18 protein-coding genes are annotated in these 19213 nt (G+C 60.7%); 5 read left to right on the top strand and 13 right to left on the bottom strand.

What is annotated here, in order from left to right:
* From flgK to B4F27_RS03240, 3 genes are all read right to left on the bottom strand, one after another.
* On the bottom strand, positions 1-1419 hold the full coding sequence (gene flgK, locus B4F27_RS03250; protein WP_286758848.1) for a flagellar hook-associated protein FlgK: 1419 nt from the start codon (positions 1417-1419) through the stop codon (positions 1-3).
* Between the two features lie 26 nt (positions 1420-1445).
* Positions 1446-2747, bottom strand: a complete 1302-nt coding sequence (locus B4F27_RS03245; protein WP_005849017.1) for a flagellar hook protein FlgE — start codon at positions 2745-2747, stop codon at positions 1446-1448.
* Positions 2748-2876: 129 nt separating this feature from the next.
* The gene (locus B4F27_RS03240) at positions 2877-4694 is read right to left on the bottom strand and encodes a tetratricopeptide repeat protein (protein WP_286758847.1); all 1818 of its coding nucleotides are present in this window, start codon (positions 4692-4694) and stop codon (positions 2877-2879) included.
* A 118-nt stretch (positions 4695-4812) separates the two neighbouring features.
* Between B4F27_RS03240 and B4F27_RS03235 the strand changes: the two genes are divergently transcribed.
* The 5 genes from B4F27_RS03235 to B4F27_RS03215 are packed head-to-tail and all read left to right on the top strand — an operon-like array spanning position 4813 to position 8251.
* Positions 4813-5544, top strand: a complete 732-nt coding sequence (locus tag B4F27_RS03235; RefSeq protein ID WP_240790865.1) for a flagellar hook-basal body complex protein — start codon at positions 4813-4815, stop codon at positions 5542-5544.
* A 21-nt stretch (positions 5545-5565) separates the two neighbouring features.
* On the top strand, positions 5566-6351 hold the full coding sequence (gene flgG, locus B4F27_RS03230) for a flagellar basal-body rod protein FlgG (protein WP_074636879.1): 786 nt from the start codon (positions 5566-5568) through the stop codon (positions 6349-6351).
* A gap of 12 nt (positions 6352-6363) precedes the next feature.
* Positions 6364-7047, top strand: a complete 684-nt coding sequence (gene flgA / locus B4F27_RS03225) for a flagellar basal body P-ring formation chaperone FlgA (protein WP_064216618.1) — start codon at positions 6364-6366, stop codon at positions 7045-7047.
* Positions 7044-7781, top strand: a complete 738-nt coding sequence (locus tag B4F27_RS03220) for a flagellar basal body L-ring protein FlgH (protein ID WP_005849010.1) — start codon at positions 7044-7046, stop codon at positions 7779-7781. Before flgA ends, B4F27_RS03220 begins: the two co-directional genes overlap by 4 nt.
* A 14-nt stretch (positions 7782-7795) precedes the next feature.
* Positions 7796-8251 (top strand): hypothetical protein, encoded by a 456-nt coding sequence (locus B4F27_RS03215; RefSeq protein ID WP_005849008.1) that lies wholly within the window; start codon positions 7796-7798, stop codon positions 8249-8251.
* A 9-nt stretch (positions 8252-8260) separates the two neighbouring features.
* Here the strand turns inward: B4F27_RS03215 and B4F27_RS03210 are convergent, their stop codons facing one another.
* The 10 genes from B4F27_RS03210 to B4F27_RS03165 all read right to left on the bottom strand — a co-directional run bounded on the left by B4F27_RS03210 (position 8261) and on the right by B4F27_RS03165 (position 19178).
* The gene (locus B4F27_RS03210) at positions 8261-8932 is read right to left on the bottom strand and encodes a flagellar hook assembly protein FlgD (RefSeq protein ID WP_286758846.1); all 672 of its coding nucleotides are present in this window, start codon (positions 8930-8932) and stop codon (positions 8261-8263) included.
* 13 nt (positions 8933-8945) lie between these two features.
* A complete protein-coding gene (locus tag B4F27_RS03205) occupies positions 8946-10403 on the bottom strand; it encodes a flagellar hook-length control protein FliK (protein WP_286758845.1) in 1458 nt (485 codons plus the stop codon).
* Between the two features lies 1 nt (position 10404).
* Positions 10405-11076 carry a sigma-70 family RNA polymerase sigma factor gene (locus B4F27_RS03200; RefSeq protein WP_005849004.1) on the bottom strand — a complete coding sequence of 224 codons (672 nt, stop codon included), beginning with the start codon at positions 11074-11076 and terminating at the stop codon, positions 10405-10407.
* A gap of 126 nt (positions 11077-11202) precedes the next feature.
* Positions 11203-12486, bottom strand: a complete 1284-nt coding sequence (locus B4F27_RS03195) for a TRAP transporter large permease (RefSeq protein ID WP_009824360.1) — start codon at positions 12484-12486, stop codon at positions 11203-11205.
* Complete coding sequence (locus tag B4F27_RS03190) at positions 12479-13000, bottom strand: TRAP transporter small permease (protein ID WP_286758844.1); 522 nt, start codon at positions 12998-13000, stop codon at positions 12479-12481. Before B4F27_RS03190 ends, B4F27_RS03195 begins: the two co-directional genes overlap by 8 nt.
* A gap of 52 nt (positions 13001-13052) precedes the next feature.
* Positions 13053-14033, bottom strand: a complete 981-nt coding sequence (locus tag B4F27_RS03185) for a TRAP transporter substrate-binding protein (RefSeq protein ID WP_286758843.1) — start codon at positions 14031-14033, stop codon at positions 13053-13055.
* Positions 14034-14120: 87 nt separating this feature from the next.
* Entirely contained in the window at positions 14121-15002 is an 882-nt protein-coding gene (locus tag B4F27_RS03180) for an NAD(P)-dependent oxidoreductase (RefSeq protein ID WP_286758842.1), read from the bottom strand.
* A gap of 30 nt (positions 15003-15032) precedes the next feature.
* Positions 15033-16520 carry an aldehyde dehydrogenase family protein gene (locus B4F27_RS03175; protein WP_286758841.1) on the bottom strand — a complete coding sequence of 496 codons (1488 nt, stop codon included), beginning with the start codon at positions 16518-16520 and terminating at the stop codon, positions 15033-15035.
* 220 nt (positions 16521-16740) lie between these two features.
* Complete coding sequence (locus tag B4F27_RS03170) at positions 16741-18021, bottom strand: surface lipoprotein assembly modifier (protein WP_005848995.1); 1281 nt, start codon at positions 18019-18021, stop codon at positions 16741-16743.
* A gap of 164 nt (positions 18022-18185) precedes the next feature.
* On the bottom strand, positions 18186-19178 hold the full coding sequence (locus B4F27_RS03165; RefSeq protein WP_254655097.1) for a transferrin-binding protein-like solute binding protein: 993 nt from the start codon (positions 19176-19178) through the stop codon (positions 18186-18188).
* Between the last annotated feature and the right edge of the window lie 35 nt (positions 19179-19213).

The following is a 19213-nucleotide window of genomic DNA, read 5'->3' as shown; positions in this document are numbered from 1 at the left end:
TCATACCGCTGCGATCAGCGTGTCGATCATCTCTGACACTGCTGTAAGCACTCTGGAGTTTGCCGCATAGCTTTGTTCGATCAACAGCAGTTGCTGCATCTCGTCATCAATATTCACACCCTCGGAATTGCGCCGCGCCGACATCACGACCTCGGCCGCAGAGGCCGCGGCGTTAAAGTCATTCTCTGCCCGTGCGCGCGTGGCCGCTTGGCTGGTGATCATCTCTGCCGAAAAATCGCGCAAAGTGACCTCGGCGGGAATACCCGTGCCCGTCGCCGCATTCATCGCCGTGTCGAGCCCTGCCAGAAATGCGTTGATCTGCACCGTTTCAGACCCTGCACCGGGGGACGTGGCCCCAAGACCATCGCGGATACGCCAAACCTCCGCATCGCCGGTAGAAGAGATCTTGCTGTTTATTTGCAAACGGCTTGCCAGACCGGTCATATTTGCCGGATCAAACGCGATCCCATTATCGGTGAACAGCCCCGCCTCGCCCGGCGCAAGGCTGGCATCGGCCTCTTCAAAGGTCTGGATCAGCCCCCGCGCGTATTCGTCCAACTGTTGACTAAACTGCGGAATAGTCTCTCTCTTCAGCTCGGAAAGCCCCGCAAGACTGCCGTGCTGAATACCACGCACACCGTCTTTGAACGGGGTGATGTCCTGATTACCCGCCATCAATGTGCCGTCGCTGGGGTTAAAGGTCACATCCTGTACGACGCGCCCCTCCAGCAATGCGGCCCCGCTGACCGTATAAAGGCTGATCGACCCGTTCGAAGACCGATGTATCCGCGTGTCAACGATCCCGGAAATCTGATCAAGGATCGTGTCGACCTTTTCATCAAACTGCGCGGCCTCCAGCGAACCGGGGGTAAAGCCGCTGCCCGAGGCATTCAGATCACGCAACTGGTATAGGGCCGTGTTCAGGTCCGCGACTTCATAGCGGATTTCCATATTCACGTCGTTCAACGTCGTCGATAGCGTTGTCGCCGCCCCTTTGACCGACCGCACCAGATCCTCTGCCGCCAGCGCAACCGATGTCTGCGCCCCGTTCGACGACGGCATATTGACCAGCGTTGTCAGGCTGTTCTGGAAATCGTTAAACCGGTCTGCGGGCGATGTGCCGTCACCGGGTTGTCCCAGATAGGCGGTATAGGTGGTCAGCCCTTCCTGAATAGACTGATACTGCGTCATCCGACTGTTTTCGAGCCGCGACATCCGTTGCAGCGTCGCATCGACCTCGCGGCGGACCTCGCTGATGACGGCACCGCCCTGCCCGCCGCTGGCCGTGACCAACACCGCCTCGCGCCGGACATAACCGGGGGTCATCGCATTCGACACGTTATCCGCCGCGATCCGCGACTGACCCTGTGTCGTATGCAAACCGGCTGTGGCCGAATTCAGCGCGCCCGAAAGGCTCATGTCATGCTCCGGTCAGACCGTCTGGCTTATCGTTTCAGACGGGTGGTTTCATCCATCATATCGTCGACGGTGGTGATCACTTTGGCATTGGTCGAAAACGCCCGCTGCGCCTTGATCAGGTCGGTCATCTCTTGCGCAATGTCCACGTTAGACCCTTCAAGGGCACCGGCGTTGATCGACCCCACGGTCGAAGAATTAGCCTGCAAAGCAGAGAACGACCCTGTTTCACCCGACAGGCGATAGGCGTTGCCCTTCACTTCGACCAGCCCGTTGGGGTTGGCGACGACAGCGACAGGAATGTCATAAAGCGCGCGGCGCATGCCATTGTCAAAAACGCCGAACAATGTGCCGTCTTCGGTAATCTCGGTGCGCACCAGCTCGCCCGCGCTGGACCCGTCCCGATCAAACGCGAGGCTGAAATCCCCCGCGAACTGGCTAATCCCGTCAAATGCGCCGGGCTTGCCAAGGGTGATGTCGATCTCTTGCGGGACAACCCCGTTATCAAGGGTGATCGTCGCCACGCCTGTCGCAGGGTCCACGGTAAAGGCGGCAGGTGCCGTCGCGGTGGAATTGATGTTGCTATAGCTCAGCGGAGACCCCGCCGCTGGTCCGGCGTTGTTGAACTCGATCGTGACACTGCCCAGCCCATTGCCGTTCTGATCCGCAATCGCCAGATCCCATGTGTTCGCCGTGGTGCCGGGTGCCCAGGAAAAGCTCACGCGCTGGCTTTCACCCAAAGCGGTGAACACCTCGGACGAGGTGACAAAAGGTGCGCCCGGATCGGCTTGGCCAGTGTCCTGCGATGGCAGGTTGCCAAAGGCGGTGATGGTCGACGTCACGCCGGCAGAGATGTTCAGGTTGCCGATGTTAACCGTTTCCATATCCTTGAAGGACGTCCGGTCGACCGACCCGATGTCCCCTTCCAGCCCGTAGGGGTAGCCCGCAAGATAATATCCCGCCGCGTTCTTCAGGTTGCCCTGCTCATCCGGCAGGAACGACCCCGCGCGGGTCAGCATGTAGTTGGTCTGCACTGTCTCGTTCGGGTTCATCGACACCGCGAAGAAACCGTTCCCGCCAATCGCCAGATCGGTAGAGGAGTTGGTCGAGATCAGGCCGCCTGCTGTCGCGATGTCCAGCTCTTCAACGGCGTTGACCGACAGGACCCCGTCGCCATTCCCGCCCGAGGCAGTGGTCGTGACCATATGCGCGAACCCGCGGCGGTACCCCACCGTGTTCGAGTTTGCGATGTTCTCGGAGATGCTGCCAACCGCCTTGGAGTTGGCGCGCAGCCCGCTGACACCCGTCTGAAGCGCACTTGAAATGCTCATTTTCCTACCTCGTTGTCGTTCTTGGTATTCTTGCCTAACAGGACAAATAATCGAATTGGTTTAAAGAAGGTTAAATTTTCGCGATTTATTTTTGTCTAACCTTGGTTTAGCTGAAATTTGCAGCCGAGTTCATGGAGATATCCCTGAATTCGCGATGCTTTCAAAGGCATTCTCTAGCTGCTCCAGCCGCTTCGCCGCCCCGCCCGCGCTCAGCGGCAGCACGTTATCGCGCACCTCGGATATGCTATTCGCCAGTGAAATCAGATCCTTGGACGGCGTGAGACTGGGAAACGAACGCGTCACCTGCTGTAGCGTCTCTTGATCTTCGGACCGATAGGCCGCGATCAACAGGCGTGTGGCATCCTGCAAGGAAAAATCCTGCGGATATGTCCGCCAAAGCTGCGAAAGAACGTCCGCCGCCTGCGGCCAGCGCTCTTCTTCTGACAGCGCGAGCCCCACATCTCGCAAATGCTGCGCCGTTGGTGCATCGACGGACGCCTTCAGTAACGCAGGCTTATCCCCCAGTTTAGAGAGGGTTTGCGCCAACAAACTCTGATGCGCCTCCTCCATCTCGGGGGCGACGCTTACGTCCATCAGTTCCAACGTCAGCCGTGCATCGGCGAATTGCCCCCCCTGCACCTGTGCCTGCGCAAGCTTCATGTTCAGGCGGAAAATCTCGGCCACGCGGGAGGTGCCCTGTTCTTCCTGCTTTTCTTGCAAGATACGCACGGCACGACGGTATTCCTTGGCCGCCAGATCGGTCGACCCCAGTTTCAGGACGTAGTCACCCAGTGTTTCAATCTGCGCCGTGAACCCTTCGGTATAGCGGAAATAGGGCAGCAAACGCAGATGCAGCGCGACCCAAGCCGACAGCGGATACTGCCCCTCGCCCCCCGCCTTATAGATATCTGCCAGCAATTCTTGCGCCTGCGCCTCAATCGGGGCGGCTTCGGCACGTTCGGGGAACCGCAGCAGAATACGGCCAAGGGTCAACACGGCTTCGGGATCATTGCCCAATGCGTGGTACACCCGTTCAAGCCGGCGCAATACTTCCAGCTCGTACCGCCCGCCGCGCCACGCCTCTGATCCGCCCTCTAGGGTCGATTGTGCTGCCAGCAGCGCGCCTCTTCCGCCATCGGCAAGCGCCATATCCGCAACCGCCAAACGGGCGCGCACGGCGTATTGGTCCCAGCCCTCTGCCGCTTCCAGATAGATCTTGAGCGCGGTCGCCGCGTCGCCCCGCTTTTGCGCGGCCCGTGCGCGCAGGAATGTACCGGATTCGGCCCCGGCCAGCTCTGGCATTTCATCTAGCAGGCGCAGGGTCGCGTCGACATATTCGCGCTTATCTAGCTCAATCGCCGCTTCAAGCAACACAGGCAGAACGGCCCGCACGACGGACTCCGGCTGCGTGCTCAGCCCGCCAAAGCTTGGCTCGATATTATCCGACAAGCGCCGAACGTCGGAGGTGGCTATCGCGTCCAGACTGGCCCAAAAGGCGCGATCCGGTCGGTTGCCTGCCAGCGGAGACGTGTTGAAAGGTGGCGTTACCGCGGTCGGTGCTTCCCCTGCCAGCAGACGCACCGCGTCGGACAGCGCACGGTGACGGCGTTTATGGACCGGCGTATCAGGGGTCACTTCGGCAAGGATAGAGCCCGCCTCGAACAGCAGCATATGGGCCATATAGAGTTCGGCCACATCCATCATCACCCGCGTCTGGTCACTGCCCCGCTGGCTGCCGAGCTTGGCAATGTTGTGCCGCAAATCATCGCGCAACCCGTCCGGAGACCAGCGCCGCAAATCCAGATCCCGCCGCCATGTCTGCCCTGCGTCCAACGCGCTGTGATCCAGCGTATCAACCGCATCAGAGGGCGCGGCCACAAGCACACCCGCCGGAACCGCAAGAACCAGCAACGCCTTAACCACCGATATGCAAATATACTGGCGCACACCTATCCTTGAGAGTGTAAATAGAACTTGCCTTATCCTTGTATTCATGAAAATTTGTATTTGCAATGACATGTACAATGCGTTTTTTCGTGATGCTTCAGCACCGCCGGAGGATGAGATGAGCAATATCAGTTATGTGGCGCTTTCTCAGGCAACCGCGCTGACCCGCAGCATGGACACGACGGCGCATAACCTCGCCAACGCCACGACCTCGGGCTACAAGGCGATCCACCCCGTGCTTGAATCCATACCCGATGGCAGCGGCGACAACGCGATAAACTATGTACGCGAAAGCGGGACGTACCTTGAACTTGCCGACGGCCCGTTGATGCAGACCGGCAACCCGATGGACATCGCCGTGGCCGGTGACGGCTGGCTCAGCTTCCAGCTCCCCGGCGGCGAAACCGGTTACAGCCGTCACGGGCGTCTTGTTGTGGATGTCGACGGCCAGTTGAAAACCGCAGGCGGTATGCCCTTGCTTGGCGTGGGCGGCGGGCCTGTCGTGCTGCCCGATGATGTGGGGGACGAGGTGGTGATCACCACCAGCGGCACCGTGACCAACCCCCAAGGCGCGGTGCTTGGCGCGGTCAGCGTTGTCGCGATCAACGAGGCGGCGCAGATGCTGCCCATGGGCGCGGGCATGTACCAGTTGCCCCCGAACGCAGGTCAGCCACAGCAGATGGAGAACCCGCAGGTCAAGCAGGGCTTTATCGAGGGCAGCAACGTGAACGCCGTCCTCGAAATGACCCGTCTGATCGACATCCAGCGGGCCTACGAGAATTCGGTCAAACTGATGGGGTCAGACGATGATCTGACCCGCACGGCCATCCAGAAACTTGGGCGCGTATAACGCCGCCGGAAGGAGCATAAGATGAAAGCACTCGGGATCGCGGCCACGGGCATGTTGGCGCAACAGACCAACGTTGACGTCATCGCCAACAACATCGCCAACGCCAATACCACCGGCTTTAAAAGCGGCCGCGCCGCGTTTCAGGATCTGGTCTATCAAAGCTTTGCGAGCGCCGGATCGCTGACCTCCGAAGAAGGCACTGCGCGGCCTGTAGGCACTGATATCGGCTTGGGCGTGCAGGCGGCGGGCGTGATCCGTCACAACATCCAGGGCGGCTTGGTGCAAACCGAAAACCAGCTGGACCTCGCCATCGAGGGGCGCGGCTATTTCACCGTGAACCGTCCCGATGGCACACAGGCCTTTACCCGTGACGGGAACTTCCAGCTCAGCGCCGAAGGCCAGTTGGTCACCCTGAACGGCTATGAGGTAGAGCCCGCGATCATCGTGCCCGAACTGACCCGTCAGGTTGAAATCAACCAGGAAGGCGTGGTCATGGCCTATGTTGAAAACGACCCTGAACCGGTGGAACTGGGCCAGTTGAACTTTGCGACCTTCCTGAACGAAGCGGGCCTGAAACCCGTCGGTGACAACTTGATGGAGCAGACCGCCGCATCGGGTGAGCCTGTACAGAACGTCCCCGGCACCCCCGGCGTCGGCATCACGCGGCAGGGATATCTTGAACAGTCGAACGTCAATATCATCCAGCAGATCACCGACCTGATTTCGGCACAGCGCGCCTACGAGATGAACTCCAAGGCGATCGAGACCGCCGATCAGATCATGACCACGACGAACCAGATCAAGTAACGGGTTGAACCGATGAAACGTGTTGCCATTGCCCTTTTCGTGTTGTTCCAGCTTGCCGCCGCTCTTGTGGTGGCGGGCCCTGTGCTTGCACAAGCCGTGCCCGTGACCGACCTGATCGAGGAACGCGCCGTCGCCGAACTGGGGGCTACTTTGCCCGCGAAAGCCAAGCTGGATATCCGCATGGCCGAGGGGATGATCAAGAAGGGCAACTTCGTGCAGGAGTTCTGGATCGACCCTGACTCGGGCCAATTCATCGCAAATGTGGTAACCGACAGCGGTGTCCCGCAACGCGTATGGGGTCTGGCGATGGTGACATTGACCGTGCCTGTTCCCAACCGGCGCATCGTGCCCGATGAAATCGTCCGCGCCCAAGACGTGTCGCTGGTCGAAATGCCGATGCAGCGGGTCGGCAGCTATGCGATCAATGAATATGATCAACTCGTCGGCCAGCAGGTGCGTCGTATGCTGGTCACCGGCCGCCCCGTCCCGCGCAATTCGGTCATGCCGCCCCGTATCATCAGCCGCGGTGAAAAGGTCAAAATCCGCCTGACTCACGGCGGGTTGCAGCTAACGGCCAAAGGACGTGCCCTGGATGATGCCCATAAGGGTCAGGAATTGCGCGTCGTCAATCTTTCCAGCAACAAGGCCCTGTCGACCATCGCGATGGCAGCAGGCGTCGTCGAGGTCGTACAATGACATCCCTTCGTTTTCCCGCTCGGCTCGGCTGCCTGCTTGCAGCTTCGGCGCTTTTTCTGGCGGCCTGTGGTGATTTTCAGGAAACCCACAACCCCACAGTCAGTGATCTGACGCTCAGCCCCGACCACATGGGCGAGGTCAACCGCGTGAGCATCCCGATGCCTCTGCCCAAAGCGCCCGAACAGCCCAAACGCGCGGATCAGGCCAGCCTCTGGAGCAATTCGACACCGCGTCTGTTCCAAGACCGTCGCGCCGGCGACGTGGGCGATCTGGTCACCGTTCTGATCGATATCGATGACCGCGCGCAGTTGCAAAATGCCACAGGGCGCAGCCGGTCCTCCTCCACGGGGGTGGACGACCCCGATATCCTGAACTTCGACACCTCGACCGACAGCGGGCAGCTGATTGGCCTGTCGAGCAGTTCGTCCAGCGAGGGAGAAGGGTCGATCCGCCGGAACGAGACCATACGTCTGCGGGTGGCCGCCCTTGTGATCCAGACCCTACCCAACGGGAATTTCGTGATCGCCGGACGGCAAGAGGTCAAGGTGAACAACGAACTGCGCGAGCTGCGCATCGCCGGCATCATCCGCCAGTCCGATATCAACGTCGGGAACACCATCGACTACGATAAAATCGCCGAGGCGCGGATCACCTATGGTGGGCGCGGGCAGATTTCGACGGTGCAAACCGCGCGCTACGGTCAGGACGCGCTTGAAGTGTTCCTGCCCTACTAAGGCGGGACGAAGGCGTGATCAAATACATCATCATCGCCGTTTGCGTGATTGGTGCGGGGGCCATGGGCTATGTCGGGGAACGCTTTATGCGGCCAACGACATCGGCCCCCTCGGATCAGGCGGCCACGCAAGAGCTGATGTTCAAGATGCCCTTGGGCAAATTCACCATGCAAATCATCCAGAGCCGCAAAATCCTGCATCTGGTGTTTGATATGGATGTCTATGTCATGGGGGCTTCGTCGTTTCACGAGATCAACGGTGCCGTCGGGCGCGCCCGTTTGCGCGACGCCACCGTGTCAGCGATCGCCGAGCTTGCGGAAACCGACCTGAGCCTCGCCCAACCGATCGAAGAAGAAGCCCGCAAAGCAGAGCTTGCGGCGCAAATCGTGCGCAAGCTCTACGTTAATTTCCCGGCGGTACGTACGGCGCGGCTGAACAGCTTTTACGCCAATACCAGCCTGCGCAACTGACAGACCCGATCAGCTCGCCGATTTCACGGTGATCGACGACGCGGTTTCGCCGCCGTCCAGACCAAAGATGATCTCTCCCTCGCGGAAACGTACATCCTCGACGCGGGCACTGCGCGACGGCTGGATCGCGATATTGTTGCCAGCGGCATCTTTCGCCGTCAGCACCACGGTGTATTTCCCCGCCAACTGCGCGTTGCCGTAATCGTCCTTGCCATCCCACCCCAGCGGGTTCGCAGTGCCGGATACTGTGGACAGACCGTTGATCGTACGCACATTGCGCCCCAGCGGATCATAGATTTTCGCGCTGACCTCGGCTGCGCCGGACCCCACCTCGTAGGAGGTCGATGTCGTGCCATCTTCCAGCATCACCACATCGGATTGCACCGTAACATCGCGCCCCAAAAGATCGGTGCCCCCCAAATTCAGCAAGCCGCTGATCTGGCTGGTCAAGGTCTCTAGCTGGGTATTGGTCTGCACCGCTTGTTCCACCTGCGACAACTGCGCAAGCTGTGCGACAAACTGCGTGCTATCGACCGGCTCAAGCGGATCCTGATTCTGGATCTGCGCGGTCAGCAGGGTCAGGAACTTGGTATAATCCTCGCCCAACTGGCCCAGTGAATCCTGCGCCGAACTTTGGTTCGTGCTTGTGAAATTGTTCAACAGTGTCTGGCTTGTCAGCATGGATCACACCCCCTTAGGTGAGAATATCAAGTTGTCCGTCATCCACCACATTTTTGTGTTGAACGCCAGCGGTCACAGGGCCTGCGCCGTCATCAATGCCCCCACCGAACCCCGCGGTAGAGCGTTGTTGATCGCGCGCACCATCGTCCGAGAACCCCTGCTGGAATTCAAAGCTGCCCGCGTCGGTAAACCCAAGCCCCTGCGCCAAAAGCTGGCGTTCATCGCGCAGCGTTTGCAGCACGGCGGGGTTTTCGACACGGACCACAACGCGGGTGCCGCTATCCTTGTCGGTGACGACCTCGATCTCGATTTGCCCCAACCCGCGCGGATGCAAGCTGACCGAGGTGCGGCCTTCTTTCGCCTCGACAGCCTTCACTTGCGAAATCAGCGCATCGGCAAAGGGTTTCGGCGCAGGTTTGGCCTGCGTGTCTGCACTTGGCGCGGCGGCTTTCAGATCGCTCGCTTGGTCGGCAAGGATCAGCGCGTTGCTTTCGACGGGCTGCGCCTGAACCACCTCAGCGGGCCGGAAGGTCGCGGTGACATCAACGGGCGCTTTGCCCTGTGCGGCTGCGCCATTCTGACCTGCGTTCAAGAAGGTCGGCTGCTCTGCCCCGAAAGCGGCCTGTCGCAACGGCGCGACGGGCGTATCCGCGTCGATCGATGGTTCTGGCGGGGCGGTTCCCTCAACAGCGGCTGCGGCTTGGGGGGCTGCACGCGGCGGGGTCGAAATCTTGTCACTAACCTGCGGTTTAGGGACGGGTTGCACCCCCGCAACCACCTGCGTTTGCGCAACGCTTTGAACCTCTGCCGTGGCAGCGATCGGTTGCTGGGACGCTACTGGTGTCGCGGGGGCAGCAACGGGCTGCGGCACAACAGAGGTTTGCGGTGCGGCTGCCGCGATTTTGACATCGGTTTTCGCCTCGACAGGGGATCGCGCCGCAGGTGCAGCCGTTTCGGGTGTGACCTTAACAGTGGGCTGCGTCACATTTTCCGCTACTGTGTCAGCGACCAACGGCGCAGCTGTTGGCGTTGTCAGCGGCAGCTGGGGGTCTGCTTCGCCCGCGACACCTTGCCCGAACGCCTGTGGCACAGCGACCGCCGGAACGCTGACCGTGGGTGTGGTGGCCACCGCCCCCGTTGCTTGAACGGTCGCCCCCTCGCCTATCGGTTGGGCGGCCGTCATCAGACCGGTGAAGGACGTCTCCATCGACAAGGCCGTCGGATCGCCCGCTTGCTCTGTGGTCAGGGAAAGCCCCAGCACATCTGCCATCCCTTCGGAGGTGGTATCGTCACTACCTAGCAGAATAGGCTCACCATCGGGGTCGAGGGTGAAGGGCGGTACCGCAGCACCTGCCTCGCCAATTGCGACGGTCCCCATCAGCGCGGCGAACCCTTCGGGCACGGCGCTGGAGCCCTTGCCGGTTTTAACGCCGGCCTGCCCCGTCATCAATGCGGATAAAGCGACATTCATCTCAGTGCATCTTGCTTGTCATGACGCCACGCGCTGCGAGCTCATACTTCAACCGCGACATCGCGCGGCGTTCGATCTGGCGCAGCTTGGCGGGGGTGACCTCCATCCGCGTGGCAAGATCCTGAATACTTTCGGGGGGCTGCTGCAAGGTCCGTGCCCGCAGCACCTCGCGGTCCATCGGTTGAAGCCGTTCCATCGCCTCAAGCAATCGCGCGCGGATCAGGGTTTGCGACGACTGCGCGATCACGGCCTCTTCGGGGTTGGGGTCTTCCGACGCAAGCAGCGCAAAACTGTCATCGTCGTCAATGGAATGCTGCACCGTTTTCTGCACGCCCGCCGGAGTCTCGACAATGGCGCGCAGGTGGTTGCGGGCGGTCATCGTAGCGTTCTTGACCCACCATTTCGCATAGGTCGAAAACCGTACGTCCCGATCCAGATCAAACAGATCGGCGGCGTGGATCAGCCCCAGTATCCCTTCGGAAATCAGGTCTTCGCGTTCGGCCTGATCATCGCTGAGCTTGCGCGCCCAGTAGAACACGATACGCGCATGGGACAGCACCAAGGATTCAAGTGCGAACTTATCTTTGCTGACCTGCCAATCCTTTAACAGGACACGTTCATCTTCCAACGCCAACATCGGCGCATTGCGCGCTGCTGCATAAGTTATTGTCATTGCCTGCCCAACTTTTTCCCCAACATGACCACACTTCACGAATCTGGGAAAGTTTATTTTGCTTAAGGCACGGTTAAATTGGGTTTTATCCTTGGCGAACAACCCGATATCAAAGGACAGTTAGCCCTAGAACCCGCTGAGCGTCGGCAACCACGTGGACAGCGCAGGGATAAAGGTGATCAACAGCAACGCCCCCATCAATGCGATAAAGAACGGCGGCATTTCCTTGATCAGGGCCGATGGCTTGATGTTCACCGCCGACGAGACGACAAAAATCAGGCTTCCCACCGGCGGTGTGGTCAGACCAAGGGTCAGGTTCACAATCACGATAATCGCGAAATGATCCGGGTCGATCCCAAGCGCAAAGCTGATCGGCGCAAGGATCGGCACAAGGATCATCACCCCGGGCAGCGGGTCCATGAACAGGCCAAAGACCAGCAACAGCGCATTCACCGCCAGCAAAAAGACAATCGGCGACAGATCCCAGGCAATGATCGTCTCTGCCAGAAACTGCGGCACGCCTTCGATGATCAACACCCAGGCAAAGGCCCGCGCCGCGCCAAGGATCAACAGCACCGCCCCCGACACCAAGGCCGCGCGCAGGATGATCGCGGGCAGATCCGCGACCCGCAGCGACCGGTAGACGAACATGCCGACGAACAGCGCATAGAAGACCGCGATCACCGACGCCTCGGTCGGGGTGAACACACCAAAACGGATACCGCCGACGATCAGCACCACCAACATCAGCGCGGGCAGCGCGTATAGCGCGATCCGCGCGATCTCGGCCAAGGGGGGCATCGGCGCGCCGCTGGCATAGCCGCGTTTGTGGCTGACCCGCGCGTTGGCCAGCAGCACCGCTGCGGTGATCAGGATACCCGGCAGCACACCCGCCATGAACAGCGACCCGACCGATACCTGTTGGTCCTGCATGGCGTAGATAATCATCGTGATCGACGGCGGGATAATCGGCCCCACGACCGAGCTCGAGATGGTGAGCGCTCCGGCATAGGCACGGCCATAGCCGCCCTTCTCCATCATGCGGATCATCATCGTCCCCGGCCCCGCCGCATCGGCCAGCGCCGAGCCGGAGATCCCCGCGAACATGGCAGAGCTGACGACATTCGCATGACCCAAGCCCCCTTTCAGATGCCCCACCAGCGATTGCGCCAAGCGCAGCATCGCAAGGGTCACCGCCCCGCCGGTCATGATCTCCGCCGCGAGGATAAAGAACGGCACCGCCAGCAGCGGGAAACTATCAAGGCCCGAGAACATCTCTTTCACCACAACGAGGTTGGGGTAGGACGACCCGAAGCTCAGCGCGACAAAGACGGATATCGCCATGGCAAAGGCCACGGGCAGACCAAGGGCGAGAAGTACGAAAAGCGCGGGAAAAAGGATCTCAGCCATTTGCGCCTCCGGGCAGTGGGTCGGCGGTGGCCCCATCCATACGTTTATAATCCCCCGCCATGATGAACGGGCGCGCAATCAGCAGCAGGTGGGCGATCAGCAGCGCAAACCCGACCGGCATCGCGGCGTAGACATACAGGAAGGGCATCCGCAGTGCCGGCGTCACCTGATACTGCATGCGCTGCGCATACTGGATGCCGACGTAGACCATGAATCCGAAAAAGACCAAAAGCCCCAAGGCAATTCCCGCCCGCAGCAGCTTTTGCCCCAAGCTGGGCAGCGCATCCTGTAGGTTGGTGATCGCGACATGCCCGCCGGTGCGCAGCACAAGTCCCGCGCCGCCAAAGGTCATCCAGATCATCAGATAGCGCGCCGCCTCATCCGCCCAAGGCAGCGAATGGGCAGTCACATAGCGCAGGGTGATATTGGCACCGACGACCAGCGTCATTGCCGAAAGTATGAGGATCAGCGCCCAACCGTTCAACGCCACGAAAATGGTTTCCAGTCTCTTCACGGCTTCCCCTCGCCCGATGTCGCCGGCACCCGTTGGATGCCGGCGGTATTGCTCACTCGAAGTTTACGATCGAGTCGACCAGCTCTTGGCCGTAGGTGTCATAGTAGCCTTCATAGGCCGATTTGATCGACGCCTGAAACGCGGCTTTCTCTTCGGCGGACAGGGCGTTTACTTCCATGCCACGCTCTTTCAGCGTTTCCACACCCGAGGTTTCCACGTTGTCGACATAGTCCCGCATCGCGGCAGCCGCTTCAGTTGCGGCTTTTTCCATCGCGGCCTTCTGATCATCGTCCAGCCCGTCCCAGAAAGGTTTGGACACCAGCAGCATCGCGGGCGAGTAGACGTGGCCCGACAGGGTCAGATATTTCTGAACTTCGTTCAGCTTGACCGAAACGATCACCGACAGCGGGTTTTCCTGACCGTCGATCACACCTTGCTGCAACGACGAAATCACCTCGGGCCATGCCATCGGCGTGGGGGCCGCCCCCATGGCGTCGAACGCCGCGAGGTGCACGGGGTTTTCCATCGTGCGGATCTTCAGCCTTTCGACATCGGCAGGCGTGTGGATCGCATTGCGGTTGTTGGTGATATGGCGAAAGCCCTGTTCGCCCCAGGCCAGACCGTGCAGGCCGACGTTGTCGAACTCGCCCAGAATTTCCTGACCGATGGGCCCGTCCAGCACGGCACGGGCGTGGTCCAACCCGCTGAACAGGAACGGAATGTCAAAAACACCGGTAGAGGGGACGAAGTTCGCCAGCGTGCCCGAGGACACGATTGTTGCCTCGATGGTGCCCAGTTGCAGCCCCTCGATCACTTCGCGTTCACCGCCCAGACCCGAAGACGGGAAGTGTTTGAACGTGAACTGGTCGCCGGTCTCTGCCAGCACGACCTCTTCGAATTTCTGCGCCGCGACGCCGTAGTGGCTGTCGGGGGCCAGAGCATAGCCGATCTTGATCTCGGTCTGCGCGGCGGCAGCACCCGCCAGCGCGACAAAGGCGCTTGCGGCCGCAAAATGTGTCAGATTGAATTTCATGGTAACCTCCCAGTAATCTTGTGGATGTGCTATCTAAACCCACCAAAGCTGACAAGATGCAGCCCTCGTGGCACCCGCAACGCTGGCTTAGCCCTGCGCGGATTTCCGGAACAACTTTACCAGCTCGGGCACATAGGCCTGACCATGCCCCGCCTCGACCGTTCGGGCGAGCGCGGCAGAGACGTTATCGGCGACGGTCTGTTGCGCCCCCGATGCGGTCGACATGGCACGGTAATAGTCGATGTCTTTTTGTGCATTGCTGACGAAAAAGGGCAGCCCTTCGCGGTCGCCTTGCGTGATATAGGGGGCAAGGCGGTCCAGCGCGACACTGGCCCCGCCCCCGCCAGCCAGAACATCCACAAAGACCTGCGGATCGATCTGCGCATCAGCGGCCTGCGCTGCGGCCTCGGCCAGCAGGGTCATGAACCCGACCGACACATAATTATGCAGCAGCTTCAACCGGTGCCCGTGGCCAAGCGCACCGACGTGGTCGACCGTATCGGTAAAGCTTGCCAGCACGGGCCGGACCTTTTCCAGCACCGCGGCGTCACCCCCCACCAACAGGTTCAACGCCCCGTCATGGGCGTGTTTCGCCGTGCGCGTCATCGGCGCATCCAGATAGGCTCCGCCCGCGGCCTGCACCGCGTCGCCCATACGCAGGGTGCTGTCGGGCAGCGCGGTCGAACAATCGACAACCACCGCGCCGGGTTTCAACGCCGACACCAGCCCGTGATCGCCCGTGACAATCGCCTCCACCTGAGGCGATCCGGTGACGCAAACGATGATCACATCACTCACCGCCGCCAGCGCGGCAGGCGTGTCATACGCCACAGCGCCAAGGCCCGTAATCTCGTCTACCGGCTGGTTGCCGGGGTGATCCAGAAAGCCCAAATCGAACTTGCCCTTGCGCAAGACGTTCCGCGCAATGCCGTGGCCCATCAGACCGACACCGATAATGCCAACTTTCATCGCGTTCCTCCCTTTGTCCCGCAGCGCGGTTTAATCCGCGTTGATCCAGATCGCTTTGGTGTCCAGATATTCTTCCAGATGCTCGGTCCCGCCTTCGCGGCCATAACCCGACATCTTGACCCCGCCAAAGGGCACCGCTGGATCAATCGCGTGATACATATTCACCCAGACGGACCCTGCTTTCAGCCGATGTGCCAGCTTGTGCGCCGTCCCCAGATTGGTCGAGAATACACCAGCAGCCAGCCCATAGGGCGTGTCATTGGCGCGGGCCACGACCTCGTCCAGATCATCAAACGGCAGCGCAGAAATCACGGGGCCGAAGATCTCTTCGCGGGCGATGCGCATGTCGTCGGTGACGCCGCCAAAAACGGTGGGCTGGATGAAGTGCCCACCCTCCAGCGCCGCCCCTTCGGCGCGTTGCCCGCCGGTCAGAACCGTTGCGCCCTCGGCCGGACCGTCCGACAGGAAGCCGGCGATCCGTTCGGCCTGACGGGCCGAGATGATGGGCCCGATATCCGTACCCTTGTCAATCCCCTGCCCGATCTTCAGCCCTGCGGCAAACTCCGCCACGCGGCGGGTGAATTCATCATGGATCTCGCGCGCCACAAACAGCCGCGATCCGGCGATGCAGATCTGACCCGAATTGGCAAAGACCGACATGGCCGCGACCGGCACCGCCTTGTCGATATCCGCATCCTTGCAGACGATGACCGGCGATTTCCCCCCCAGCTCAAGCGAGACGCGTTTCAACGTGCCCGTTGCCGCGCGGGCAATCGCCTGACCCGTGGCGGTTGATCCGGTGAACACGATCTTGTCCACATCCGGATGCGCCGCCAGCGCGGCACCGGCATCGGCCCCCAATCCGGTCACCACATTCAGCACCCCGTCGGGCAGCCCCGCTTCTTGCATCAACCGCGCGATCATCAGCACGGTCAGCGACGCCTCCTCGGACGGTTTCAACACCACGGTGCAGCCGGTCGCCAGCGCGGGCGCGATCTTCCAGACGGAACCGGCGATTGGCGCGTTCCACGGGATGATCGCCCCGACCACGCCCACGGGTTCACGCACGGTGGATGAATAGATCTCGCCGGGGAAGGAGTTCGGGATCGTCTGGCCGTGGATCATCACCGCCTGCCCCGCATAGAACCGCAACATCCCCAACACGCGACGGCTGTTGGCCAGCGTGCGCTGGATCGGCATCCCCATATCCAACGTGTCCGACAGGCACAGGCGTTCCCATTCTGCCTCGAACTTGTCGGCGATGCGCAGCAGCAGCGCCTGACGCTCGAACGGGGTAAACTTGGCCCAAGGCCCCTCGAACGCCGCGCGGGCGGCTTTCACCGCGGCATCAATATCCGCCGCGCCCCCCCGCGGTACGGTCGCCAGCAAAGATCCGTTCGCCGGATTGCGCGCATCCATCTCTGCGCCCGATTGGGCCGAACACCATTTACCGTTGATGAACATGGGCCGAAAGCTGCCGTCATACAGCGCGCTCGCCAAAGCGTTCCAGTCTTTCATACGTGTCTCCCTTGCTTTGCAGACCACCGCGTAGATGGCGTCTTTCTGCACCTCGGATCGAGGCGCCGCAAGGTAAGGCAGGCGAATTAATCCAACTTTTTGAAAGTTTTACGGCAAGGGCATGCCCGAATGGCCCGCAAACCTGTGTTTTGTCAGGAGATTCGGGCCGTCTCTTTGGTGTTTGCAGGAACGGGCACCCCATCAGGCTACCCGCCCCGCGTCAGAACTTGAGCGAGAGACTCGCCCCGATGTCGTGGCTGTCATAGTCGAACAACGCCACATTCGATTTCGCCCGCGTGTAGGTATAGGTGATGCGCGGCACATATTTCCCGATCTGCACCTTATTGTGCTGCACCGTGAAGGTGAGGCTGGTGGTGTCATCCTCGCGCGGGGTCGTGGTGCCGGGGAAGATGCCGTCGTATCTGTCCTGTTCGTATGCCAGTATCACGCCGGTCGACAGGCCCGATTTCCACTGTTTGTCGATCCCCATCGACACGCCGGTTTCATGGTGGTCCAGATGCGCACGCTGTGTCGTTTCGCGCAGCTGCGACAGGCCGAAGGATAGCCCCAGCGTCGGCGTCAGCCGATGTTGGTACGAGACCGAGGCCCGCATCCGGTGCCCGTCCCGAAACGGGCTTTGGTCATAGGTCTGCCGGTCAAACCGCAGCGCACCCGACACCAGATCACGCGGACGCAGCTGATAGGCGCCGCGCAGCTCCGCCCCCCACCGTCGTCGCACGATGTCTGAATCAGAAAAGCTCAGCTCGGCAATCGGCCCGAAAGAGAACCGCCCCCGCTGCCCGCCACGAATGACATCGAACCGTGCAACGGCCGTGGTTTCCGTGTTCAGCGCGGAATCGTAGAATTTCGCATCCAGACTGGCCGTGCCCACGCCGGACCATCTTTCATTCCACTGCCAGCGCCGCCACGCGGTGCCACCAATCGCCAGCCCCACCCCGGAAGACGCCCGCGACGCAGGGTTCAGCGTGAACGGCACCCCGCCAATCAGAATCTCCTGCTCGGCACTGCCGCGGGTCTGGTTCGACGACGGCAACAGCGCGAACCGCAGGGCAAAGCCGCCGGGCTTGCGCGAGCTATTGTTCAGGATAAAGGTCTGCAATCCGGCGCGCAGCTGTTCGTCGGCGGTTTCCGCGACCAACCGTTCCGCATGATAGCGCGCAGCGGTCACATCACCGCGATAGGCCAGCAGCAGGGTCAGCTCTCGTCTTGCGGGTTCATAATCGGGCGCGATGCGTACCAGATCGCGAAACAGATCAACCGCCGCGGCAGGCTGGTTCTGGCGCATCAGGATTTGACCTTCCAGATAGGCCTGATGCAGCGGCCCGTTCGGATCCCCCTTGACCAACTGCGCCAGACTGGCCCGCGCGGCGTCATAGTTTCCCTGTTCCAGATAGTCCTGTGGTGTCGCGGCCTGCGCCTGTCCGGGCGATTGGCACGCCAAAAGAACGCCCATCAGGGCGGCAAAAAGAAGATGTTTCATGGATTAACCCTCAAGCAGTTAAATCGGCGTGAACCCTGAACTCTGCACTGCGTCTCCCACATGAAATAATGGGGAGACGCAGGCATGGCTTGAGGTCATGCCCACGCCCAGAGAAGCGGGACCCGTAATTTGATCGACGCTTCTCTATCCCGTTGTCGTCGACCTTAGTCGACTTTGTCGGCCGAGAAGTAGCCGTTCCCGTTCAGCGACCCGTCGTCAGCGCCGATACCAAATGTCAGCGCACCGGCAACCTGTTCGGCATTTGGCCCATAGAACGCACCGGAGTACGTCCCTTCGGCACTATTGACGTCGATATCGCTGATGAAATCCGCATCTGCCGTCAACGTCCCGGCAAAACCATTGTTGTCGAACGTGGTTTTATCCATCGCGATGGTCCCTTCAACGGCATCACGTACACCGTCTTCGGGATCTTCGATGGTGGTGTTCCCGATGGTGCCCCAGATCTCGCCCGCGCCAAAGTCTGCCGTCATCGCGATCTCGCTGCGCACCTTGTACCGGCTTTCGCTGTTCGATTCGAAGCCGCTGTTTGGCACAACATTGATCCGCGACCGGCCCGTATATTCGGCTTTTGGCAGATCTTTCAGATCTTCATCCGCCGTCTCGGTACCAAAGATCGCAAAGGTACTGTCGCCGGACACATGACCTTCGGCGTTCTCGGACGACCGGAAAATCTGCACCACCTGGGCAAAGCCGTTGCCCGCCGTCAGCAGATCTTCAACCGGACCATTATAGTTGTAGACGCCCGCGAATTTCCCATCCACTTCGACCTCGTAGCCGTCACCGTCGCCATTCACATCGGCAGGGGTGAACGACAGCTCTTCGCCGTCGATGGTCACGGTCAACGCGCCGTCATCATTGCGCTTGATCGATGCAGTGACGTTATTGGTCGTGCTGGTTTCCCCGGTGTGATAGTTCAGGTTCTGCAAGGCGACGCCCACGGCGCGCGCGGTCAGCGTCTTGCCTGACGCAATCGCAGCACCGGCATCGACCGGATCACCGTCCTCGTCTGTTGCAAAGGTCCGTTTGGCCTGCGCCTCTTCGGTGATGTCTGTCACATCAATCACCTTGTCGACCCCGTTCGATGACCCGCAGGCCGCGACGCTCAGCGCCAGCGCGGTCGTTGTCATCAATTGCATGTAAAGTTTCATTTCAATGCCCTTTCTAAATAGCC

It is taken from the genome of Sulfitobacter sp. UBA1132 (assembly GCF_002311545.1).
In the GTDB taxonomy this organism is placed as follows: Bacteria; Pseudomonadota; Alphaproteobacteria; order Rhodobacterales; family Rhodobacteraceae; genus Sulfitobacter; species Sulfitobacter pontiacus.
Note: the sequence above shows the minus strand (reverse complement) of the source record. Positions and strands in the feature narration are given on the sequence as shown.